17 protein-coding genes are annotated in these 21,382 nt (G+C 42.8%); 16 read left to right on the forward strand and 1 reads right to left on the reverse strand.

All coding sequences use genetic code 11. The annotated features are described in order from the left end of the window. The first annotated feature begins 364 nt into the window (after positions 1 to 364). The 7 genes from JT26_RS03395 (at position 365) to glmM (ending at position 8,512) form a co-directional block, all read left to right on the forward strand. Positions 365 to 1,141 (forward strand): polyprenol monophosphomannose synthase, encoded by a 777-nt coding sequence (locus tag JT26_RS03395; RefSeq protein WP_036846437.1) that lies wholly within the window; start codon positions 365 to 367, stop codon positions 1,139 to 1,141. 6 nt (positions 1,142 to 1,147) lie between these two features. Next, on the forward strand, positions 1,148 to 3,205 hold the full coding sequence (locus JT26_RS03400; protein ID WP_036846043.1) for a putative porin: 2,058 nt from the start codon (positions 1,148 to 1,150) through the stop codon (positions 3,203 to 3,205). Between the two features lie 18 nt (positions 3,206 to 3,223). After that, a complete protein-coding gene (locus JT26_RS03405; protein WP_036788808.1) occupies positions 3,224 to 4,069 on the forward strand; it encodes a transporter substrate-binding domain-containing protein in 846 nt (281 codons plus the stop codon). 15 nt (positions 4,070 to 4,084) lie between these two features. Next, complete coding sequence (locus JT26_RS03410) at positions 4,085 to 5,431, forward strand: DEAD/DEAH box helicase (protein ID WP_052110327.1); 1,347 nt, start codon at positions 4,085 to 4,087, stop codon at positions 5,429 to 5,431. After that, positions 5,358 to 6,380 (forward strand): bifunctional oligoribonuclease/PAP phosphatase NrnA, encoded by a 1,023-nt coding sequence (locus tag JT26_RS03415; RefSeq protein ID WP_036846047.1) that lies wholly within the window; start codon positions 5,358 to 5,360, stop codon positions 6,378 to 6,380. Before JT26_RS03410 ends, JT26_RS03415 begins: the two co-directional genes overlap by 74 nt. A 67-nt stretch (positions 6,381 to 6,447) precedes the next feature. After that, entirely contained in the window at positions 6,448 to 7,056 is a 609-nt protein-coding gene (locus JT26_RS03420; protein ID WP_036846050.1) for a DUF4827 family protein, read from the forward strand. Positions 7,057 to 7,120: 64 nt separating this feature from the next. Then, a complete protein-coding gene (gene glmM, locus JT26_RS03425; protein WP_036846052.1) occupies positions 7,121 to 8,512 on the forward strand; it encodes a phosphoglucosamine mutase in 1,392 nt (463 codons plus the stop codon). Between the two features lie 276 nt (positions 8,513 to 8,788). Here glmM and mfd read toward each other — a convergent pair whose 3' ends face one another. Next, the gene (mfd, locus tag JT26_RS03430) at positions 8,789 to 12,055 is read right to left on the reverse strand and encodes a transcription-repair coupling factor (protein WP_235300013.1); all 3,267 of its coding nucleotides are present in this window, start codon (positions 12,053 to 12,055) and stop codon (positions 8,789 to 8,791) included. A 371-nt stretch (positions 12,056 to 12,426) separates the two neighbouring features. On the opposite strand from mfd, the gene JT26_RS03435 reads away from it, so the two are divergent. The 9 genes from JT26_RS03435 to JT26_RS03475 all read left to right on the forward strand — a co-directional run bounded on the left by JT26_RS03435 (position 12,427) and on the right by JT26_RS03475 (position 21,322). Beyond that, positions 12,427 to 13,554: a CapA family protein gene (locus tag JT26_RS03435; protein WP_052110328.1), complete on the forward strand. Its 1,128-nt coding sequence runs from the start codon at positions 12,427 to 12,429 to the stop codon at positions 13,552 to 13,554. Between the two features lie 418 nt (positions 13,555 to 13,972). After that, positions 13,973 to 14,548: a 50S ribosomal protein L25/general stress protein Ctc gene (locus JT26_RS03440; RefSeq protein ID WP_036846055.1), complete on the forward strand. Its 576-nt coding sequence runs from the start codon at positions 13,973 to 13,975 to the stop codon at positions 14,546 to 14,548. A gap of 118 nt (positions 14,549 to 14,666) precedes the next feature. Further along, positions 14,667 to 15,263, forward strand: coding sequence for a DUF3109 family protein (locus JT26_RS03445; RefSeq protein WP_036846068.1), 597 nt, complete (start codon positions 14,667 to 14,669; stop codon positions 15,261 to 15,263). A 2-nt stretch (positions 15,264 to 15,265) separates the two neighbouring features. Beyond that, positions 15,266 to 15,883, forward strand: a complete 618-nt coding sequence (pth, locus tag JT26_RS03450; RefSeq protein WP_052110329.1) for an aminoacyl-tRNA hydrolase — start codon at positions 15,266 to 15,268, stop codon at positions 15,881 to 15,883. Continuing rightward, on the forward strand, positions 15,847 to 16,269 hold the full coding sequence (locus JT26_RS03455; protein WP_036788820.1) for an RNA-binding S4 domain-containing protein: 423 nt from the start codon (positions 15,847 to 15,849) through the stop codon (positions 16,267 to 16,269). The genes pth and JT26_RS03455 overlap by 37 nt, the downstream gene beginning before the upstream one ends. A gap of 47 nt (positions 16,270 to 16,316) precedes the next feature. After that, complete coding sequence (gene tgt / locus JT26_RS03460; RefSeq protein WP_036846073.1) at positions 16,317 to 17,447, forward strand: tRNA guanosine(34) transglycosylase Tgt; 1,131 nt, start codon at positions 16,317 to 16,319, stop codon at positions 17,445 to 17,447. 12 nt (positions 17,448 to 17,459) lie between these two features. Further along, positions 17,460 to 18,560, forward strand: a complete 1,101-nt coding sequence (locus tag JT26_RS03465; RefSeq protein ID WP_036846084.1) for an LptF/LptG family permease — start codon at positions 17,460 to 17,462, stop codon at positions 18,558 to 18,560. 9 nt (positions 18,561 to 18,569) lie between these two features. Then, a complete protein-coding gene (gene priA, locus JT26_RS03470) occupies positions 18,570 to 20,813 on the forward strand; it encodes a primosomal protein N' (RefSeq protein ID WP_036846087.1) in 2,244 nt (747 codons plus the stop codon). Positions 20,814 to 20,830: 17 nt separating this feature from the next. Next, complete coding sequence (locus JT26_RS03475) at positions 20,831 to 21,322, forward strand: low molecular weight protein-tyrosine-phosphatase (RefSeq protein ID WP_036846090.1); 492 nt, start codon at positions 20,831 to 20,833, stop codon at positions 21,320 to 21,322. The last annotated feature ends 60 nt before the right edge of the window (positions 21,323 to 21,382 follow it).

A 21,382-nucleotide genomic window follows, 5' to 3' on the forward strand; every position in this document is an offset into this window, starting at 1 on the left:
ACCGATTTCCTTTATCTGTTTTCTACCTCCCATCTAACGCAAGGTCGCTGTTCAAACTTGTTTGTTTTTTCTCTTTTTGAACGGATATAAAAGTTTCATTTATTACATTCAGATCTTTCCTTGGACAGGTTAAAAACCCCGAATAAAGGCTTGGCTTTCAGATGTCAAGGCTTGTTTTGTACAAACCGGCCTTTGATTTGGAGAAATCAAAGCTTGGTTTGAAGATTTTCTAAGCTTTAGACGTTTTTCTTTATAGGTTTAGATTCTTTTGTTATAACGTTAAATGAGAAGATTCTTCGTGCCAAGAAGAGAGTGGGATTGAATGGAATATGCTATATTTGCATACAAAAGAAACATCACTCTAATGGATTTGCAAACTGCGGAGAGTAAGTTGGTCGTCATTCCAACGTACAATGAGATAGAGAATATTGAGAATATCATTCGGGCTGTAATGAGGCTTGAGGGAGATTTTCATGTTCTTGTCGTGGATGATAACTCTCCCGACGGAACAGCCGGTGCCGTTAAACGGATACAGGGAGAGTTTGAAGGCAGACTCTTTCTTCTTGAACGTCCGGGAAAACAGGGGCTTGGAACCGCTTATCTGGCAGGGTTCGATTGGGCATTGAAATCGGGTTATCATTACATCTTTGAGATGGATGCCGATTTTAGTCATAACCCTCTTGATCTCCTTAAACTCTATCGTGCATGCGCTTATGAAGGTGCCGACGTGGCTGTCGGATCCCGTTACTGCAATGGAGTGAATGTTGTAAACTGGCCTCTTGGACGAGTATTGATGTCCTATTTTGCTTCTGTGTATGTGAGGATGATTACCGGATTGAAGGTCAATGATACCACTGCCGGATTTGTCGGTTACAGGCGAGAAGTGTTGGAGACAATGGAACTCGATAAGATTCATTTCAAAGGATACGCTTTCCAGATAGAAATGAAATATACCGCCAAGCTGTGTGGCTTCGATATCCGAGAAGTACCTATCATTTTTGTCAATAGGGTCTTGGGTACCTCAAAGATGAATACTTCCATCTTTGGAGAAGCGTTCTTCGGTGTACTTAAGCTTCGCTACTGGGCTATGACACGGAAGTATCCGCAGAAGAAAAAGAGGCTTGCATCTTCTAACAGATAGCTCTTTATGCAGACAAAATACTTTTTCCGGACGATAAGTCATACGAGATATATTCTCTTTTATACGGTTCTGTTCTTTTTATCTTCTCTATCTCTTCATGCGCAGCATAAGGAGAAGATGGACGAGAGAGAGCATGCACATGATGAGGTAGACCTGAATGAGGACAGCGATAGGGACCGCCATGGCAATCTCTTTGCCTACTACCTCTCTTCACATTTAGGGGACAAAAGAGTGGCTCCTCTCGATACTCTAAAGATAGGGTGGTATAGAAGAGCCATCGTGGAAGGGCGTACCATTGCTTCCGGATATGCCGGCGGGACATATGCATCGCCGTATTTCTCAAAATCTTACTTTTCTCCCAATTCCACCACACTTCTCTTTCCGTTCTACAATCCCTATTTTTATCTGTTGCGTTCGGGGATAGAGCAGAAGTGGTTCGATACCAAAGTTCCTTATACATCTTCCAGTTATGCAAAGTCGGGCGGCAGTAGTTCGGAGGAGAGTAACTTTCATACTCTCTTTAGTATGAATCTCGGTAAAGAACTTAATCTTGGAGGGTTGTTCGACTACGACTATGCCAACGGACAGTACGCATCGTCCAAGAGTAAAAACATCACTTATCGGATATTTGCCAACTACGAGGGCGACAGGTATAAAGCCTATGCTTCTGTTGGAAACACTAATATAGTACACTTTGAAAGCGGAGGTATAACGGAGGATAAGTACATTACCAATCCGAAAGAGTTTACTTCGGGGCGCCGTTCATTCCTTCCAAAAGATATTCCGGTAAAGCTGCAACGTACCTGGAATAGGAATATCTTCTCGGAAGCACGCTTTCATCACAGATACAGTTTGGGTATCACAAGAAAAGCTCCTACGGAAACAGACTCTCTTAAAAGGGAATTTGTTCCGGTAACAACCATCTTCAATGATTTCACTTACAACAGACACAGACGCCGTTTTGTGTCTCAGATGTCGAATATTACCGAGATCTACAAAAAGCAATATCTCCCTAAGACGGAAGAAGCTAAGTTCTATCCGGATGAAGAACACATTGCAGAATCTTATGGTGGTACGGTCGGTATCGCTCTGGAAGAGGGTTTCCACAAGTGGGCAAAGATGGGATTGGCAGGATATATAAGGTATCAGTACGACAGTTATGTTCTTCCTCCGATGATTCCGGAAGGCGAACAAAATCCTCAAATAACTCCTTACAAAACGGATGAATCTACCACTTATGTCGGTGCAAGGCTATCTTCTACCAAGGGGAAAAGGTTTACTTACTATCTGAGCGGAGATTTAGGCACTGTCGGGGCTTATGCCGGAAATTTATCTGTGGATGCAGAGGCACAGTATGCCATGTCTATTGCAAATAAAAGGCACGTTGTACGACTTTTTGGTGAACTAAGAAACGAACGTACACCTCTTATATTAAGAAGATTCAGCAGTACTTTCAATCGCTGGGAAAACAGTTTCAATCCGGTACAAAGACTTCGATTGGGAGGGGAACTTTCTATTCCTTTTACTTCTACCAGGATTAAAGCAAATATTGAGACAATCCAAAATCCGATCTATGTCGGTTCGGAAGGAGTACCTGCCCAGTTGAATGACAATTTTAGGGCAATAGGCGTGGAGCTTGAACAGAACTTGAAGCTTGGACCTTTCCATTGGGACAATATGGTAGAGTATCAGTATCTGAGCAATGACAAGATATACCAATATCCGTCTCTAATGGCGTATAGCAATCTGTACGTTCAGACCGTTTTGGCAAAGGTATTGACTCTGCAACTGGGAGTAGATGCTTATTGGCATACAGCCTACAAGGCTCCGTACTACGAACCATCCACTCAGCTTTTGGTGCCTCAAAACGATATAACGATAGGGGGAGGAGATGCGGTACACATGAATGCTTATGTAAGTGCACACCTTAAAAGAGCACGCTTTTTCTTGACCTATTACAATGTGGGAGCGTTATTCCTCGATCCGAAATACTTCTCTCTTCCACACTATCCGACCTATCCTCCTATGTTGAGACTGGGAGTGATTGTGGACTTTAGAAACTAACACAAAATCTTAGAAGCCATGTCCAACAGATATATTCAAGTAAACAAAGGAGGGCGAAATGCTCATTTGCGTTTACCTATTCTTTTAGGTGTTGCTCTTGTTCTGCTTTTTGGTTTTGGTGGATATAAGTTGTTTACTCTGTTATCGGAGAAGAAAGCCGGTGCTGATGATGAAAATATTCGTATCGGAGTCGTTCTCTCTCCACAGGATATATCCATAAAGGGAGACTCTCTTTCCGGTTTACAGGTTGAGCTTATCAAGCTTTTGCCTAAGATGGATAAGGATTACAAGATAGTTCCATATACATCTCATGCAGAGTCTTTGGATGATCTCAAGAGTAACCGTTTGGATATACTTGCCACTTCTTACCTGACAATGCTTGATAGTAGTGAGGATTTCATTTATACTCGTCCTGTCTACTCCTCCTCCTATGTCCTTATGCGACATATCCCGGATGGCGATAACATTTCTCCTTTTACATTGGATAGCTTGAGAGGGAAAGAGATCAGCGTACCAAGTGGCTTCCCTGCAATGGAGGTGTTAATAAGTCACCTCTCTCAAGAGAGTATTCCTGATCTTCAAATCCGTCAGACAGAAGAGAGTCAGGAAAAGCTGATTCGCTCGGTTTCAGAAGGAGTTCTCGCTTACGTCATTTGTGAGAAAAATATTGCCGGATCTTATGCGGCAAAACTTCCCAACTTGGTTATTGATACAGATGTCAGCTTTTTGCTTAAACATACTTGGGTTCTGAACATAGGCCAGGAGAAGTTGAAGGCAAATCTCGACTCTGTTATCTCTTTGGCTTATACAAAAGGAACGTGGACGGAAGTTGTTCAACGTTACGGCATGTTACCTACACTTTAATCTCTGAACTTGATAATGGAGAACGATATAGAAAATAGTATAGAAAATACATTTGATCAGTTTGATCTTAATCCGAATGTGATGGATGGTTTGGAGGCTATGAACTTCAAAGAACCATCACCAATACAAAAGCTGGCGATCCCTGTTATCTTGGACGGGGATGACCTTATTGCCTGCGCTCAAACGGGAACGGGAAAAACGGCAGCCTATGTCCTTCCTCTTTTAAGTATGCTTGCAGATGGAGATTTCCCTAACAACAAGGTCAATGCAGTGATTATGGCTCCTACACGAGAGCTGGCTCAGCAGATAGATAATCAGATACAGGGCTTTGCTTACTTTGTCGATGTTTCTGCAACGGCAGTATATGGAGGAACCGGCGGAAGCGAGTGGGAGCAACAGCGAAGAGGTCTCGCCATGGGTGTAGATATTGTTGTCGCTACTCCCGGAAGGTTATTATCGCATCTCAATTTCGAGGCTGTGGATCTCTCTCAACTGAGTTTTTTCATTTTGGATGAAGCGGACAGAATGTTGGATATGGGCTTCTACGATGATATTATGCAGATATTTGAGCAGTTGCCCAAAAGCTGTCAGATCATAATGTTTTCGGCAACAATGCCTGCTAATATACGTAAGCTTGCGGCAAATATTATGAAGAATCCGAAACAGATAAATATTGCCATATCAAAACCTCCGACATCCATAGATCAGAGAGCCTATATCTGCTACGAGCCTCAAAAGCTTCCAATCATTCTCCAGCTCTTTAAGGAACACACTCCTAAAAGGAGTATCATATTTGCTTCTTCCAAGGAAAAGGTGCGCCAACTCTCTACAACCCTTTCCCGAAAGCATATAAAACTGTGCGAAATGCACTCCGACCTTGATCAGTCAAAGCGAGAAGAGGTGATGAGAGACTTTAAGAACGGCAAGATAGATCTTTTGGTCGCTACGGATATTGTGGCTAGGGGAATAGATGTAGACCAGATAGAGATGGTCATTAACCTTGATGTTCCGAGAGATCCGGAAGATTACGTACACCGTATTGGACGTACAGCAAGAGGAGATAACGACTATGGCATTGCCATTACTCTTGTCGGACAGGATGAGCAGAACGAATTTTACAAGATAGAACGCTTTCTTGAATACGAAGTAAAAAAGATCCCTTTGACGCCTGATTTGGGTGAAGCCCCCGTATATGCCCCCTCCACAGAGCGCTCCAAAGCGAGAAGAAAATCGTACAGAAAGCAAACAAACAGAATACAACAAGGGCGTAACACCCATAAAAGAAACGATGATAAAAGAACTGGACACAACAAAAATAGATCACCTAAGAGAAAAGATAGAAGGAATAAAGAGAACGGATAAGGTTGCTATCATTACTCATGTTTCACCGGATGGTGATGCCGTAGGCTCTTCATTGGGGCTGTACCATATTTTGAAAAACAAAGGGATAGAGGCGGATATTATTTTCCCTTCCAGATACCCCGAAAGTTTTACTTTCCTTGCGGATTTGGAGATACACACCATTGCAAAAGAGACACCGGAGAAAGCTTCTCGCATATTGGAAGAAGCAGATGTCGTATTTTCTCTTGACTTTAACGATCCGTATCGCACAGCCGAAATGTCTGATAGCCTTTGCCGTTCAAAGGCATATAAGATTCTTATCGACCATCATTTGGATCCCACCGATTTTTCGGATCTGGTCTTTTCCTATCCGATGGTTTCCTCTACCTCTCTTTTGACTTACACCATTTTATCTCTCTGCGGATATAAGGAACTTTTTACGCTGGATGCCATAACCTGTTTCTATGTAGGTATGATGACCGACACGGGAGGCTTTTCTTACAACTCCAATGATCCGCATATCTATACCGTTTTATCCGAAATGATAGAGCTCGGATTGGATAAAGACGATGTGTCGGCTCGTGTAAACAGAGGCTATTCCATAGATAAAGTAAGGCTTAATGCCTACGCTGTCTCCAACAATCTTACGGTTTTGCCGGAGAAAAAGACAGCCATAATCACACTATCCAAAGCGGAAAAGAACAGATTTAACTACAAGATAGGAGACACGGACGGGCTGGTCAATGTTCCTCTTGAAGCAAAAGAAATTCTGTTCTCGATCTATTTGTACGAGCAGTCCAACTTTATTAAGCTCTCTTTCCGATCCAAAGATCCTTTTGCGTGCAATCTCTTTGCTTCATCCTATTTTTCGGGAGGAGGACATAGAAATGCTTCGGGTGCCGAGTTCTACGGAACTTTAGAAGAGGCTTATCAAGAGGTTCTCAAAGCATTAGAGAAGATGCATCCGTAATATTTTTACTACCTTTGAAAGGAATAGTGAACAGACAGATTATTTAAGCAGACCATTACGATATATCATGGCAAACAAGAAGACACACTTCATACTATCTCTTGCAACGATTTTTCTTGCCTCTCTTTTTATCTCTTGTGATAAGAACAGGCTTTCCTATGTAGACATCATCAAGAGAGAAAAAAGACAGATAGCAGAATTTGTTTCAAAGAACAACTTCAAGATTACTTCCGAACCGGCAGAAGGGCAAGCCTCTCCGGAGAATGAGTTTTTTGAAGTCAAAGATGGTATTTATCTCCGCATTGTAAACCGTGGAGATATGGAAAAGAAGCTCATATCGGGAAAGACCATTGTGCTTACCCGGTTCAAGATGGAACGTTTTGCTCAAGAGGAAAAGAGTATTTACGATAATATCAGTCCGACCAAATCCGGAACATATCCCTGCAACTTTGTTTATGTGAAAGAGGGAAGAGAGATTCTTGTCTCCTCTACTGTGTCTCATTCACCATACAACAGCTATCTGGCTCCTGCGATGAACTTTGTACTCCCTTATGTCGGAGACGGAGGAAAAGTACAGATGATAGTATCATTCAAGTACGGACCCGGTGTTGCGGAGATTCAGCAAAACGGAGAGCCCGTGTTTTATGAACTTGTAGAGTTTAAGTTTAAGAAGTAAAAGCCTGCATCATGCAGGTTTTTGCATATTTATATATCCACAAAAGATACATTCGTTAGAGTATATGAGTTTAATAAAGTCTATTTCAGGTATTCGGGGAACGATAGGAGGATCCGTTGAAGAAGGATTGAACCCTGTGAATATTGCTAAGTTTACGGCAGCTTATGCCTCTCTCATAAGAGAGTCTTCCACTGTTCACAGCAACAAGATAGTGGTTGGGAGAGATGCCCGTATATCCGGACCTATGGTCAAGAACATTGTTACAGGAACTCTTGTAGCCATGGGATTCAATGTTGTCGATATAGATCTCGCATCCACTCCTACCACAGAAATGGCAGTGATTTACGAGCAAGCAGATGGAGGCATCATTATCACCGCAAGCCACAATCCCAAACATTGGAATGCCCTAAAGCTACTCAACGAAAAAGGGGAGTTCCTTAGCGACAAAGAGGGAAAGGCACTCATCGCTTTGGCAGAAAGCGATGCTCTGAACTTCTCGCCGGTAGATGAAATAGGCAGGATTTATCGAAAAGACTATACCCAAAAGCATATAGACGATGTCGTGGCTCTGCCTCAGGTTGATGTCGATGCCATTAGTCGTGCAAGGCTGAAGGTTGCGGTAGACTGTGTAAACTCTGTCGGGGCTGTTATTGTACCGAGTCTTTTGGAGGCATTGGGCGTAAGAGATATTCTTTTGATTCACGGTACACCCAATGGAGAGTTTGCTCACGATCCGGAACCACTGCCTCACAATCTTACAGACATCTCTTCTGTCGTTGTGGAGGAGCAGGCACACGTTGGCTTTGCAGTAGATCCGGATGCGGACAGACTTGCGGTTATATGCGAAGATGGCTCCATGTTTGGTGAGGAGAATACACTAATAGCCGTTGCGGACTATCTGTTGGACATCACTCCGGGACAGCATACCACGGTCTCCAATCTCTCTTCTTCTCGTGGTCTTAGAGATATTACTCTTGCGAGAGGGGGGCAATACTATCCTGCAAATGTGGGTGAAGTAAATGTCGTGGCAAAGATGAAAGAGGTCGGTGCTCTTATTGGCGGAGAAGGAAATGGGGGAGTAATCTTCCCTGCATTGCACTACGGAAGAGATGCAATGGTGGGTATCGCTCTCTTCCTGACAGCACTTGCAAAACGGATGCTAAAGCCTACACAGATGAGGGAAATACTTCCACAGTATTGTATGTTCAAGACTAAAGTGCAGATTGATGACCGCACAGACTTCTCGGCAATGATATCCAAGATTCGGAGCCATTATCCTCAAGCCACTCCTATCACCACGGATGGGCTGAAGTTGGACTTTGAATCCACTTGGGTGCAAATCCGAAAGAGCAATACCGAGCCTATTGTCCGAATTTACTCCGAAGCTCCTACCATGAAAGAGGCAGAAGCAATAGCAGAAGAGGTTAAAGCACTATTCCTGAAAGGAGAGGCTTAACAGACGGCAAGATATACGGCACAGAAAGATAGAAGAGATTGGAATGTAAATTCGTTTGAACATTCCAATCTCTTTTTGTATTCACGTTAATAAAAACGGCTAAACCTGTTCGGAGATCGAAATCAAGGCTTGATTTTGTGAAATCATGTCTTGTCTTGGAAAAATCATGCCTTGATTTACGCAGTTCAAAGCTTGAATTTTACCAATCAAGCCGTGATCTTTTTTCCTGAATCGGCTCAGAGCATCTTTTTAACGTTATAAGATCGTTTTGTATAGCTATTGAGAAAGTAATTGATCCAACACAGAAGAGGCTTCCTTGATGCTTTCGATTGTCGGAACTATCAGTAATCTTTTGTTGCCAACCTGCTTGAACTGCATCTTTTGTTTGATAAGAATCGGACTCGATAAGATTGCAGAGAAAGTCTCAGACCGGTAGAACGGGCTTTTTTCATCGGAGACAAACTGCATATTCATTCTGTTGCCTTTTAGTACAATCTTCTCCAAACCGAGTGCCTTACCCTTCCATTTGATCAAGATAAGCTCCAACAGGTTCTCCGCTTCCGGTGGTAACTTGCCAAATCTGTCCAGCAATTTTTCCGTATAGATACGGAGAGAGTCATGGTCGGTAAGGTCTTCCAACTTTCGGTACAGGGCAAGTTTTTCCTGGTCGCCGGGTACGTAGTCGTCCGGAAAGTAAGCATCAAAGTCTGTTTCTATGATGGTCTCTTTCACATACTCTTTGTTGCTCGATGAGGAGTAAGCTTTCACCTCTCCAAATTCTTCGTTTCTGATTTCGCCGACAGCCTCTTCCAAGATCTTCTTATACGTTTCGTAGCCTATATCTGCAATGAAACCGCTCTGTTCTGCCCCAAGCATATTTCCGGCTCCACGTATGTCAAGGTCTTGCATGGCGATATGAATGCCACTGCCCAAGTCTGTATAGGAGGTTATCGCTTCCAGTCTCCGGACTGCATCGGGAGTGAGATACTCTTTGGGTGGAACCATCAGATGGCAGAAAGCTTTCTTATCACTTCTCCCGACTCTCCCTCTAAGCTGATGCAGATCACTCAGTCCGTATCTGTGCGCATCATTGATAATGATGGTGTTGGCATTGGGTACATCTATACCATTCTCCACTATCGAAGTTGCCAAAAGGAGATCATAGCGATGATCCACAAAGTCCATAAGGATTTTTTCTACCTCTTTCGGAGCCATCTGTCCGTGTGCGATACCTATTCTGATATCGGGTACTGCACGCACGATGTCCGATGCAATATCGTTCAGATTGTGTATTCTGTTGTGAACAAAAAAGATTTGTCCTCCTCTTGCAAGCTCAAAGTTGATGGCTTCGGCAATATTCTCTCCATTGTATGTAGATAGTTCCGTATAGATCGGATGCCTGTTGGGTGGGGGAGTTAGAATATTAGACAGGTCTCTTGCTCCCATTAGAGAAAACTGCAAAGTACGCGGAATGGGTGTGGCTGTCAGGGTCAGTGTATCCACATTGGCTCTCAACTGTCTCAGCTTTTCCTTTACGGAGACACCAAACTTCTGCTCTTCGTCTATGATCAGAAGCCCAAGATCCTTGAAGATAACCTCTTTCCCTACCAGCTTATGAGTACCTATGATGATGTCTATCTTGCCTTCTTTCAGTCCGGTTAGTATGTCTCTCTGCTCTTTTGCCGACTTTGCTCTGGAGAGGTATGCAATATTCACGGGAAAGTTTTTCAGCCTTTTCTTAAATGTCCTGTAGTGTTGATACGCCAGTACGGTCGTTGGTACCAAAACAGCTACCTGCTTATTGTCCGTAGCCGCTTTGAATGCAGCACGTATGGCTATCTCGGTCTTTCCGAAGCCTACATCTCCACAGACAAGACGATCCATAGGTACGGGTTGTTCCATGTCGTGCTTCACCTCGGCAGTTGTCTTCTCCTGATCCGGTGTGTCTTCGTACATGAACGAGCTTTCCAACTCTTCTTGCAGGTAGGTATCCGGCGAAAAAGCAAATCCCTTTTGCTCCATACGGGAAGCGTAAAGCTTGATAAGATCACGGGCAATGTCTTTAACCTTTTTCTTTGTTGTCTCTTTCAGCTTTTCCCAAGCACCGGATCCGAGTTTGCTCAAAGTCGGAGGAGTATCGCTCTCTTTGGATTTGTATTTGGAAAGATGGTGCAGAGAGTGTATGCTTACATAGATGCTGTCTCCGCCTTTGTAGTTTACACGGACGTACTCTTGCCTTTTTCCGTTCTGCTCCATGGTGAGAAGTCCGGCAAACTGTCCTATGCCGTGATTGATATGTACGACATAATCTCCGAAGCTGAACCCCTGAATATCTTTTATGGATAGGGTTGCCACATTTTGCTTGATGCGGTCGGCTTTGGTCTTGTATCTGTGAAATCTCTCAAAAATGGAGTGATCCGTCAGAAGAACAATACGTGTCTCGTGATCTATAAATCCGGCATGCAGAGTGGGTGTAACGGATGAAAAATGTGTGGAAGCACCTTTCTCTTGAAAGATATGCGTTAGTCTTTGAAGCTGGCTCTCCTGTCCGCTCATGATGTAGACCGTGTAACCATTCTCCTTTTGATATTTCTCAACCTCCTCTATAAGCCGATCAAACTGTTTGTGGTACAGTGGTTCGGGATTTTGCTTAAAGGAGATACTCTCCCATAAATGCCGTTCTTCTGCGGGGATGAAACCCGAAAGAATAGTTTTCTTTTCCCCTAAAAGATGTTCAAACTGCCCCGGAGAGATGAGAAGTTCTTGAAGCTCTTTTTCTGTCTTTATGCTGTTGCTTTCCGGATGTACAGGCTTACTCTCATACAACTCTTGTAGTGCATTGTGCAGCTGTACACTGTTTTCTATGAATATGATTGTGTCTTCCGGCAGGAGATTCAGTATTGCCTCTCCGTGTGTTATCGTCTTATTGCTGATAGGGGGAGTGATAACGGCTTTCTCTATCTTCTCTATGGAGCATTGATCCACGCAGTCGAATGTACGGATGCTCTCTATTTCGTCGTCAAAGAAGTCTATCCGCACCGGGTATTCGTAGGCAAAAGAGAAGATGTCTATCAGGCTTCCGCGAACGGCAAACTCCCCCGGAGAGTAGACGTAGTCCGTTTCGTTCATTCCCATATTCCAGAGTACTGTCCGCAGATGAGCCCTGTCGATGGTATCGCCTACGCTTACTTCTATTCGGAGATGGCTGTCTGCACCGGCAGTGTCCGGTATCTTTTCTGCCACGGCATCCGGATAAGAGACAATGATTTTAGGGGATGTCTCGTGCGAAAGAGCTTCTATCGCTTGTGTTCTTAGCACCTCATTGGCACTGTCTACACTACCGTACTTGATACCTCGGTTGTATCTGGAGGGAAAGAAAAATGCTTTTCGCTCTGCCTCCTCTGCTCCCAAGATAGAGACAATATCATTATAGAAATATCCGGCACTCTCTTTATCTTGTGCTATGTGGAGGATGCTTCTGTCTGTTTGCTGCATCAGATCTGCTGCCAAAACAGCAGGAAATGATCCGCAGATACCTTCCAATGAGATTTTTTTTACCGAATTGCTTCGGTCGGAAAGGGGCTCTTTTAATCTCTTGGTCGGGGACGACTCACAAATCTTCCTGCACAAATTTTGTATGCTCAAATGCTCTTTCACGATACGATTTCTGTTCTGTATGAGGGGCAAAGTTACCAAAATGACCTCGTTTAATCTCTCTTTTGTTCAATTTAACCGAAGAGAGAATTGTGAGAAAAGTGTAGAAATAAACAATCTGATATGCTTGTGCTTCACTCTAACTCACTTATCTTTGCTACCAAATGGGCATTCTCAACAGCACCGAACAGGCTATATCCGAAATAACAACCCCATATAAAGAGAAAATATATCATTTGATAAAACCGCTTATTCTTCCAATGACAAAAAACGTTTTCAAAAAAATCAATCCGGTTGTAGGGATCGTGTTTCTTTTTTTTCTTCTTCTTTCTTGTGGTGGAACAGCAAAGGGCAGGGAACATTCTGCAGAAAAAAAAGAACAAGATTCTATTCCCGAATATCGCCGGCTTCGTTTCCTCTTTCTCGGAGACATAATGAGCCATAAACCTCAAGTAGACGCAGCTTGGGATGGGAAACAGAAAAAGCATGACTTTAAGCCTGTATTTGATGCGGTGTCTTCCTATTTCAAGGGTGCTGACTTGATCATTGGAAATCTTGAAACAACCTTTGGAGGAGAGCCTTATACCGGCTATCCTACATTCAGCAGTCCCGATATTTTGGCTTCGGATCTTAGGGATGTCGGTGTGGATATCCTTACTACTGCTAATAATCATACGTGTGATAGGGGTAATAAAGGAGTGATCAGAACGCTTGATATATTGGATAGTGTGGGAATACGTAGTACGGGCTCTTTCCGTTCGGAAGAGGATTATCGTATGAGAAATCCTCTTGTCATAGATACATTGGGAGTGAAGATTGCCTTCTTGGCATACACTTACGGGACTAACGGTATTCCATTCTTTGAGCCTGTCAGAGTGAACTTGATAGATACCATCGCCATTAAGAACGATCTCGAAAAAGTAAAAGCTTTAGGAGCAGACTTTATCATAGCCTCCATGCACTGGGGGATAGAGTATAGCCTTATCCCAAGTAGAGATCAGAAGAGAGACGCACAGTGGCTTGCAGATAACGGAGTAGATGCCATCGTAGGAATGCATCCGCATGTGGTGCAGCCGTCGGATACATTACTCTTATCGGGTGGAAAATCTGTCCCGGTGGTTTACTCTCTGGGGAACTTCATAAGCAACCAATACCAGCCACATACTCGGCTTGGAAAAATGCTGAGTATGCAGATCGGCATAGACAGACAAAACCGTATATCCATAGAGGAGTGGAAAGAACATTATACGTTTGTAGCCAGAAGAACCGGTCGTCCCAACAGATACCTTATAGTACCTGTGGATAGTGTACAACGCTACCGGGAGACATTTTCGGGAGAAGATAGAGCAGAGTGGGAAAGAATTGCGAGATTTCTAAAGCTCTTTTAGAACTCTCTTTTAACCTGTTAGAATATTGTAATAAACAGGTTTATATTTCTCTTTTAATCTGTTCGGTATGGTAAATCAAGTCTCGGTTTTTGGAACTCACGGTTTGATGTCCGGTTTTCAAGTCTCGATTTCTTCGATTCAGGTCTTGATTTCTAATATTATCAAGCTTCAGAGCCATTTCTAAACGTATTCAAAGGTATTTATGATCGTGTTAAGAATAAAAATGATCCCTGAGAAGATGTACCATGCTGGTATATAGACGTTTCTAAGATCTCGTTCGAGCCGAAAGTTCTGGCGTATGATGTTTTTCATTCTCACGGAAAAGCATTATCTTTGCACAGATTTTGCGAAAGCCCTACGTGTGATGGGGAATTAGCGAAACGCTAATTTTGAGTAACACAACAATTAAATTTACGAAATGAAAACATTTGACCTAAGTGCATCGGCACGTCAAGACCTTGGAAAGAAGGCATCAAAGGAACTCCGTAAGGGAGACAACATTCCTGCTGTAATATACGGTGCAAACTTTAATCAGTCTATCGTGGTAACTGACGATGCAGTACGTAAACTCATCTACTCTCCTGATATCTTCGTGGTAAACATGAGTATTGATGGTAAGGCTACTACATGTATCTTGAAGGATATACAGTTTCACCCTGTGACAGACCGTATCCTTCACATCGACTTCCTTCAAATAGAAGAAGCTAAGCCTATTGTGATAGATGTTCCTGTTAAGCTTACAGGCCACGCAGAAGGTGTTAAGGCCGGTGGTAAGTTGAGCCTTGAGATGAGAAAAATCCGTGTGAAGGGACTTTACAAAAACATTCCTGAATTCCTTTCTATTGATGTAACAAACTTGGGCTTGGGTAAGACATTGCAGATTGGTCAGCTATCTTTTGACAATCTTGAGCTAATGAATGCTAAGAACAACGTTGTAGCCGCAGTTAAGCTTACTCGTGCTGCAAGAGGTGCTGCCGCAAAAGCCGGTAAGTAATCTTTATTGCGCTGTGCGTAGCTCAGCATATAGAAATATCTGCCTGTAAGTCTCAAAGCTTGTAGGCAGATATTTGTTTCTAAAGAAAGAGGTCGATTTGTAATACATTAAAGATAAAGTGATAGAGATAGACGGAGCCATAGTAAGCAGGGATGTCATAGAAACATATTTCTGCTGCGATCTGGAGGCTTGCAAAGGAGCTTGCTGCATAGAGGGAGAAAGTGGTGCTCCTTTGGAGGAGAACGAACTCCCAAAGATTGCAGAGTGCTATGATGTGGTTCGGGAATATCTTCCGGAAAAACATCTGAACTATCTCGAACAGAACGGACCTGCTTACAGAGATAGCGATGGAGATCTCGTTACCTCCATCATAGGTGGTAGAGATTGTGTCTTTTCTCTCTCGGAAGAAAACGGATGGTGTCGCTGCGCTTTTGAAAAGGCTTACACCGAAAACAAGCAACGATCGTTCTATAAACCTGTATCTTGTCATCTCTACCCCGTAAGGCTGACCGAATACTCTTCTTTTACCGCCGTAAACTACCACGAGTGGGAAATCTGCAAGCCGGCATTGGTGAAAGGTAAAAAGCTAAATATGAGAGTCTATCAGTTTCTAAAAGAACCGCTGATAAGAAGATTCGGAAAAGAGTGGTACGATAAGTTGGAAGAGATAGCAGGTGAGATGTTGAATACTTCTCATAAGGAAACACATAGATAAGCATGAGTAATAAATACCTTGTTGTAGGACTCGGAAATGTCGGAGCGGAATATATGGGAACTCGCCACAATGTCGGCTTTAGAGTTGTCAATGGGTTGGTTCCGGACTTCGCCGCAGACTTTTCGGATGATAGATATGGGGCAGTGGCACAGGTTAGGGTAAAGAACAAAATCCTCGTTCTACTGAAGCCCTCTACTTACATGAACCTGAGCGGAAATGCCGTGAGATACTGGATGACGAAAGAGAATATCCCGGTAGAAAATCTTCTTATCGTTACAGACGATCTCTCTCTGCCGCTCGGAACATTGAGAATGAAACCATCGGGAAGTGATGGAGGTCATAATGGCCTGAAACATATAGCCCAGATATTGGGATCTCAAAAGTATGCTCGCCTAAGAGTGGGTATCGGCAATAATTTTCATAAAGGCGAGCAGGTAGATTATGTCCTCGATAAATTTACTCCCGAAGAGGAAAAGGCTCTGCTCGAAATAGGAGAACGTGCCTGTGAGGGGATAAAACTTTTTGCACTAATGGGTATAGAGCGGGCAATGAATAACGTAAACACTAAAGCAGTGAAGCAGGAATGTCAGACAAAGAACACTCCGGCGACGGAAGAATAGACAAGTGGCTTTGGGCTACTCGGGTGTATAAAACACGCTCTATTGCTGCAGAAGAGTGCAAAAAGAATAGAGTGGAGCTAAGAGATCAGCCCGCCAAGCCCTCTGCAATAGTGAGGGTGGGGGATATAATAAAGGTACGCAAGCCTCCGATAACCTACACTTTCAGAGTGAAAGCGTTACTGAATAGCCGTGTCGGAGCCAAGCTTGTAGACCAATATCTTGAGAATCTGACACCGGAAAGCGAGTATGAAATATTGGAGCTGAATAAGCTTTCCGGTTTTGTGGATCGCTCAAGAGGGTTGGGACGACCCACTAAAAAAGAAAGACGAGAGCTGGATCGCTTCAAGGGAGTAGGGGATCTCTCCGACTGGTGGGATGAGGATTAGCCCTGTCTCTTCTTGATATTAAAGACAGAAGTAATACCTTTGTGGTAATGAAATATGAATTGCAATATAAAGATCCGAACAGCAATGCCAGAGCAGGTGTTCTGCATACGAATCATGGAGATATTCACACTCCTATATTCATGCCTGTGGGTACGTTGGGCAGTGTTAAGGCTGTCTATATGCACGAACTGCGTGAAGATATAGGGGCAGAAATAATACTTGGAAACACATACCATCTCTATTTGAGACCCGGTACGGATATCCTCTACAAAGCCGGAGGGCTACACAAGTTTGGAACATGGGATGGACCCATTCTTACAGATAGTGGCGGCTTTCAGGTCTTTTCCCTTACGGAGATAAGAAAGATTATGGAAGAGGGAGTGGAGTTTCGCTCTCACCTGGATGGCTCAAAGCATCTTTTCACTCCGGAAAAGGTGATGGACATAGAGAGACTAATAGGTGCAGATATTATCATGGCCTTTGATGAGTGTCCTCCCGGAACTTCTGATTATGCTTATGCAAAGAAGTCTCTTGGGCTGACAGAGCGTTGGCTTGAACGCTGTTTTAAGAGATTCAACGAGACAGAACCGCATTATGGCTATAATCAGAGCCTTTTCCCTATTGTGCAAGGCTGTACTTACCCAGATCTTAGACGGGATGCCGCAAAAAGAGTGGCAGACTATGGGGCGGATGGAAATGCAATCGGGGGACTTGCCGTGGGGGAACCAGCGGAGGTTATGTATGATATGATCGAGATAGTAAACGAAGAGCTCCCGCAAGATAAGCCTCGCTACCTGATGGGGGTGGGTACTCCCGAAAATATATTGGAAGCAATAGAGAGAGGGGTAGATATGTTTGACTGCATCATGCCTACCAGAAATGGTAGAAACGGAATGCTCTTTACGTGGGAGGGAACCATGAACATGAGAAACCAAAAGTGGGCTGACGATTTCTCTCCACTCGATCCGAATGGCTCTTCTCATGTGGATCAGAGGTACTCCAAGGCGTATGTGAGGCATCTTATTCACAGCAAAGAGTTGTTAGGCTTCCAGATTGCTTCCGTGCATAATCTGGCTTTCTATCTGGATTTGGTAAGAGAAGCCAGAAAACAGATCCTGGCAGGGACATTTAAGGCATGGAAAGATAGGATGATTCCGGTGCTTATGAGACGTCTATAAAGAAGATACACGATGGCAAAGTTTTGGAGTAAAATAGGATTGACACGCTTAGATAGATATATAATAAAGCAGTTTCTCGGAACGTTTCTGTTTATTATATCCCTCATCATGGCTATAATCGTGGTGATAGATATTCAGGAGAAGATCTCCGAGTTTTCCAATCCGGAACTCACTCTGCGTGAGATCGTATTCAACTATTACATGGCTTTTATTCCATACTATGCCAACCTGCTTGCTCCGCTGTTTATCTTCCTTAGCGTTATATTCTTTACTTCCAAGCTGGCTAATAACTCCGAGATCATAGCCATGCAGTCTTCGGGGATGAGCTTGAAGCGTATCATGAAACCCTATATGATATCTGCAACGGTATTGGCATTTGCTACTTTTTTGCTCAGTAGCTATATCGTGCCCAAGCTGAATGTGGTAAGAATAGAGTTTCAGAACAGATATATTGATGATAAAAAGAATGTACGTGGCTCTAATCTGCAGGCAGAGGTTGCTCCCGGAGTCTTGGCATTTTTCTCTTCTTTTGATGTTATCAACAATTCCGGAGGCTTTTTCTCTTTGGAAAAATTCGAGGGAAAAACATTGGTGTCGAGATTAACTGCACAGATGGTTACGTATGACTCTCTTTATCATTGGACTCTTACAGACTATATGATACGAGATTTTGAAGGGCTTTACGAAAAGGTCTCGACAGGTACAGCCAAAGACACGATAATCCCAATAACGCCCGCAGATCTGGTGATGTCCGATGAAGATAGCGAACAACTTACCACAGCAACATTAGGAAGGTATATAGACAGACAGAGAGATAGAGGCTTAGGAAGTATTCAAAGATTTCAGATAGAGTATCATCGGAGATTTGCTTCTATTTTGGCTGCATTTATATTGACCATCATGGGAGCTACACTGTCTCTTCGAAAGGTTAAAGGAGGAATGGGACTGAATATTGCAATAGGTTTAGCCCTTACCTTTACATATATATTGCTCTTTACATTTTTCAGTACCTACTCTGCTTCGGGAGCTATACCCCCTGCCTTGGGAGCTTGGTTGCCCAATATTATATTCATTCCGGTTGCATTTTTTCTTTATACGAGAGCTCCTCGTTAATTATGGCGAATGTGTTATGTAGATGTCATAGTCCCGCTACTTGTTCCTACCCCATACACATACAAGGTGGAAGAGGAAACATTGGGAATCGGTATTGGCTCCATAGTACGTGTTTATGTAGGAAAAATATTGTACACCGGGCTTGTTGTACGAGAAAGAGAGCTTCCTCCTCATGAGGGAATCTCCTACAAGAATGTTTCGGATGTCTTTTCTTTTCCTAAGATACCTCAATCCATAGTAAAGTTGTGGGAATGGATTTCTCTCTACTATATGTGTACAATGGGAGAGGTTTGGAGAGCTTGTCTTCCCTCTTCATTGGAAGAGAATGTGTCGGAGTTGGATAATCGTACCTATAGAACCAGAACGTTAGTTGCTGTTTCAGAACCTTTTTTAGCCTCTCCAAAGGGAGTATTGCTCTCTGATACCGAAGAAGAGTGGAAGCTATTTCTTCAGAGGTATTCCAAACGGAAGCAGATGATTCGAGTAGCTGCAGCTGTCAGAGAAGAAAAAAATATCCGTTATTTCACTCGTAGCTATATAGCTGAGAAGTACAATACTTCTCCGGCAATTGTTAAAAGTCTAATTGAGTCAGGCTTCCTAAGAATCGTAGATGCCTCGTCTGTATCTTCTTATACTCTTGTTATTCCTGAAGAGGAGCTGAAACAATCACAACAGGCATGGAGAAGATGTTTGGAACAATCCGCACAGAATATCCAAATTCAGTTGATACATGGGGAGTTTGACTATTCCACTCCATACACAAGCTTGCCTATTCACTGGATAGAGGGGAAGATAGAAGCAGGGGGAAATATATTGCTTTTATATCCCTCTACCGAACTACTATCCGAAGCTCTTCCATACCTTCGGATACTATTCCCGGAAAAAGTAGAACTCTATGATGCCAATAGTAGTGGAATGCAGAAGGAGTCCGTTTGGAATAAGTCTCTATCGGGAAGTGGAGGTTATATTTTTGTGGGCATTCGTTCTGTTGTACTTCTTCCTATTGCCTCTCTTAAAGGAATTATTGTGCTGGGAGAAGAGGATAGTTCTTACAAGCAGATAGAACCTAATCCACGATACTCTGCAGTTCATACCGCTCTTATGATGGCTCGCCTTATGGGAAAAGAAGTAGATGTTTTACTTTGTTCGAGAACACCATCTTTAGAAAGCTACATACAAGCAAAGAGGGGAACATACAGACTGATCCCTTTCGATTATGTGAATCCCTCAAAGAATAGGGATTGTAGCGTAGATCTTGTAGATCTACGTGAGGCTTTTGATAAGAATCGTGTGAGTGGCAGGCTTCTGTCTTTTGAACTGCAAAGTGCTATACAGAAGACTTTGTCAGAGTCGGGAAAAGTACTTATTCTGCACCACAGATACGGATATGCCAAGGGTGTAAGTTGTATTCGATGTGGTCATGTGGAAAGTTGCCCGGATTGTAAGATTCCTCTTAAAATATACAAGGAGGGAGGAGAACTTGTTTGTGCTATTTGCGGATATCACAAGCCAAAGCTGGAGAAATGTGCAGAATGTGAGGGAAAAAGCTTAAAAGAGGAAGGAACAGGCATAGAGCGTTTAGCAGATGAAGTAAGAGAATTATATCCTAATGTTCCTGTTAGAGTGGAGGACTCTAAATCTAATTTCGGATGGGAAGACGCAGACATCATTCTTTCTCCAAAGGGTCGTCCTTCATTTGCTCTACTTCATGGAGCCGATTGTATTGCTGTAACCAATCTTGATATTTTGTTTGCAAGACCAGACTTTCGGGCAGAAGAAAGAGTCTTTCAGTTTATGTACGAATGGAGATATACTCCAAAGCATTTGAAGAGAGTTGTAATTCAAACTTTCAATCCACATCATCCGGTTATAGATAATGTCCTAAGATCAGATCATGAAAGCTTTACCGCTGTGGCTTTGAAAGAGAGATATTCTCTGTTGTATCCGCCTTTTTCTCGAATGATTTCTATATCTGTGGAAAGTAAGGATCGGAAGGAAGCATTGGCATATACTCGTGAGATGATATCCTTGTTGGTATCCAACTTATCCGATTGCACTACTTTGGGTCCTGCTCCATTTCCGGTAAAAAAAGTAAATGCTTCCATAGGGTTTAGAATATGGGTAAAGGTGCCAATACAACTTCCCATACAAGAGATCAAACAGATTATGGTACGGATACAAAATAGTGTGTATGCTCTTAACAGACCTTCGTCGAATTTGAGAGTCTTTTATGATGTAGATCCTGTATGGTAGTTTTATGATAAAATAATATGAAAAAAAACGATAAACCGAAAAAGTGTATTTTATTTGTTTGTCTTGGTAATATCTGTCGTTCTGCAGCTGCGGAAGCTGTGGCTAAGAAGTTTTTAGAATCAAAAAGTACACGTTATGATTACGTGATAGATTCTGCCGGAACTGCCGGATATCATGAGGGAGAGAACGCAGATCCCAGAATGATATTCCATGGGAATAAAAGAGGGTATAACATCGATTCCATATCAAGAAAAGTGAGGTATTCGGATTTTGAAAAGTTTGACTGGATTTTGCCTATGGACCATTCTAACAGAGATTGCTTGCTTTCTCTGGCTTGTACTAAAGAGGAGTGCGAGAAGGTAAAGATGCTAACAGATTTTTGTAGTTCGGATAGAACTTTTGACCATGTGCCGGATCCATACTATGGAGGAGCAGAGGGATTTGATCATGTGATAGATATACTTGAAGATGCTATTAGTAATCTTCTTAGGGAGGTTGAGAATGAATAAAATCCCAAAATTGTTATTGTTTTTAGTGCATATCTATTGCTGTTTTCAATAATAATACTA

This window comes from Porphyromonas sp. COT-108 OH1349 (assembly GCF_000768755.1).
In the GTDB taxonomy this organism is placed as follows: domain Bacteria; phylum Bacteroidota; class Bacteroidia; order Bacteroidales; family Porphyromonadaceae; genus Porphyromonas_A; species Porphyromonas_A canoris.

Excerpts from the sequence above, each read along its gene's own strand:
- JT26_RS03395 (WP_036846437.1), top strand. The coding sequence starts at position 365 with ATGGATTTGCAAACTGCGGAGAGTAAGTTGGTCGTCATTCCAACGTAC.
- JT26_RS03400 (WP_036846043.1), top strand. The coding sequence starts at position 1,148 with ATGCAGACAAAATACTTTTTCCGGACGATAAGTCATACGAGATATATT.
- JT26_RS03405 (WP_036788808.1), top strand. The coding sequence starts at position 3,224 with ATGTCCAACAGATATATTCAAGTAAACAAAGGAGGGCGAAATGCTCAT.
- JT26_RS03410 (WP_052110327.1), top strand. The coding sequence starts at position 4,085 with ATGGAGAACGATATAGAAAATAGTATAGAAAATACATTTGATCAGTTT.
- JT26_RS03415 (WP_036846047.1), top strand. The coding sequence starts at position 5,358 with ATGATAAAAGAACTGGACACAACAAAAATAGATCACCTAAGAGAAAAG.
- JT26_RS03420 (WP_036846050.1), top strand. The coding sequence starts at position 6,448 with ATGGCAAACAAGAAGACACACTTCATACTATCTCTTGCAACGATTTTT.
- glmM (WP_036846052.1), top strand. The coding sequence starts at position 7,121 with ATGAGTTTAATAAAGTCTATTTCAGGTATTCGGGGAACGATAGGAGGA.
- JT26_RS03435 (WP_052110328.1), top strand. The coding sequence starts at position 12,427 with ATGACAAAAAACGTTTTCAAAAAAATCAATCCGGTTGTAGGGATCGTG.
- JT26_RS03440 (WP_036846055.1), top strand. The coding sequence starts at position 13,973 with ATGAAAACATTTGACCTAAGTGCATCGGCACGTCAAGACCTTGGAAAG.
- pth (WP_052110329.1), top strand. The coding sequence starts at position 15,266 with ATGAGTAATAAATACCTTGTTGTAGGACTCGGAAATGTCGGAGCGGAA.
- JT26_RS03455 (WP_036788820.1), top strand. The coding sequence starts at position 15,847 with ATGTCAGACAAAGAACACTCCGGCGACGGAAGAATAGACAAGTGGCTT.
- tgt (WP_036846073.1), top strand. The coding sequence starts at position 16,317 with ATGAAATATGAATTGCAATATAAAGATCCGAACAGCAATGCCAGAGCA.
- JT26_RS03465 (WP_036846084.1), top strand. The coding sequence starts at position 17,460 with ATGGCAAAGTTTTGGAGTAAAATAGGATTGACACGCTTAGATAGATAT.
- priA (WP_036846087.1), top strand. The coding sequence starts at position 18,570 with ATGTGTTATGTAGATGTCATAGTCCCGCTACTTGTTCCTACCCCATAC.
- JT26_RS03475 (WP_036846090.1), top strand. The coding sequence starts at position 20,831 with ATGAAAAAAAACGATAAACCGAAAAAGTGTATTTTATTTGTTTGTCTT.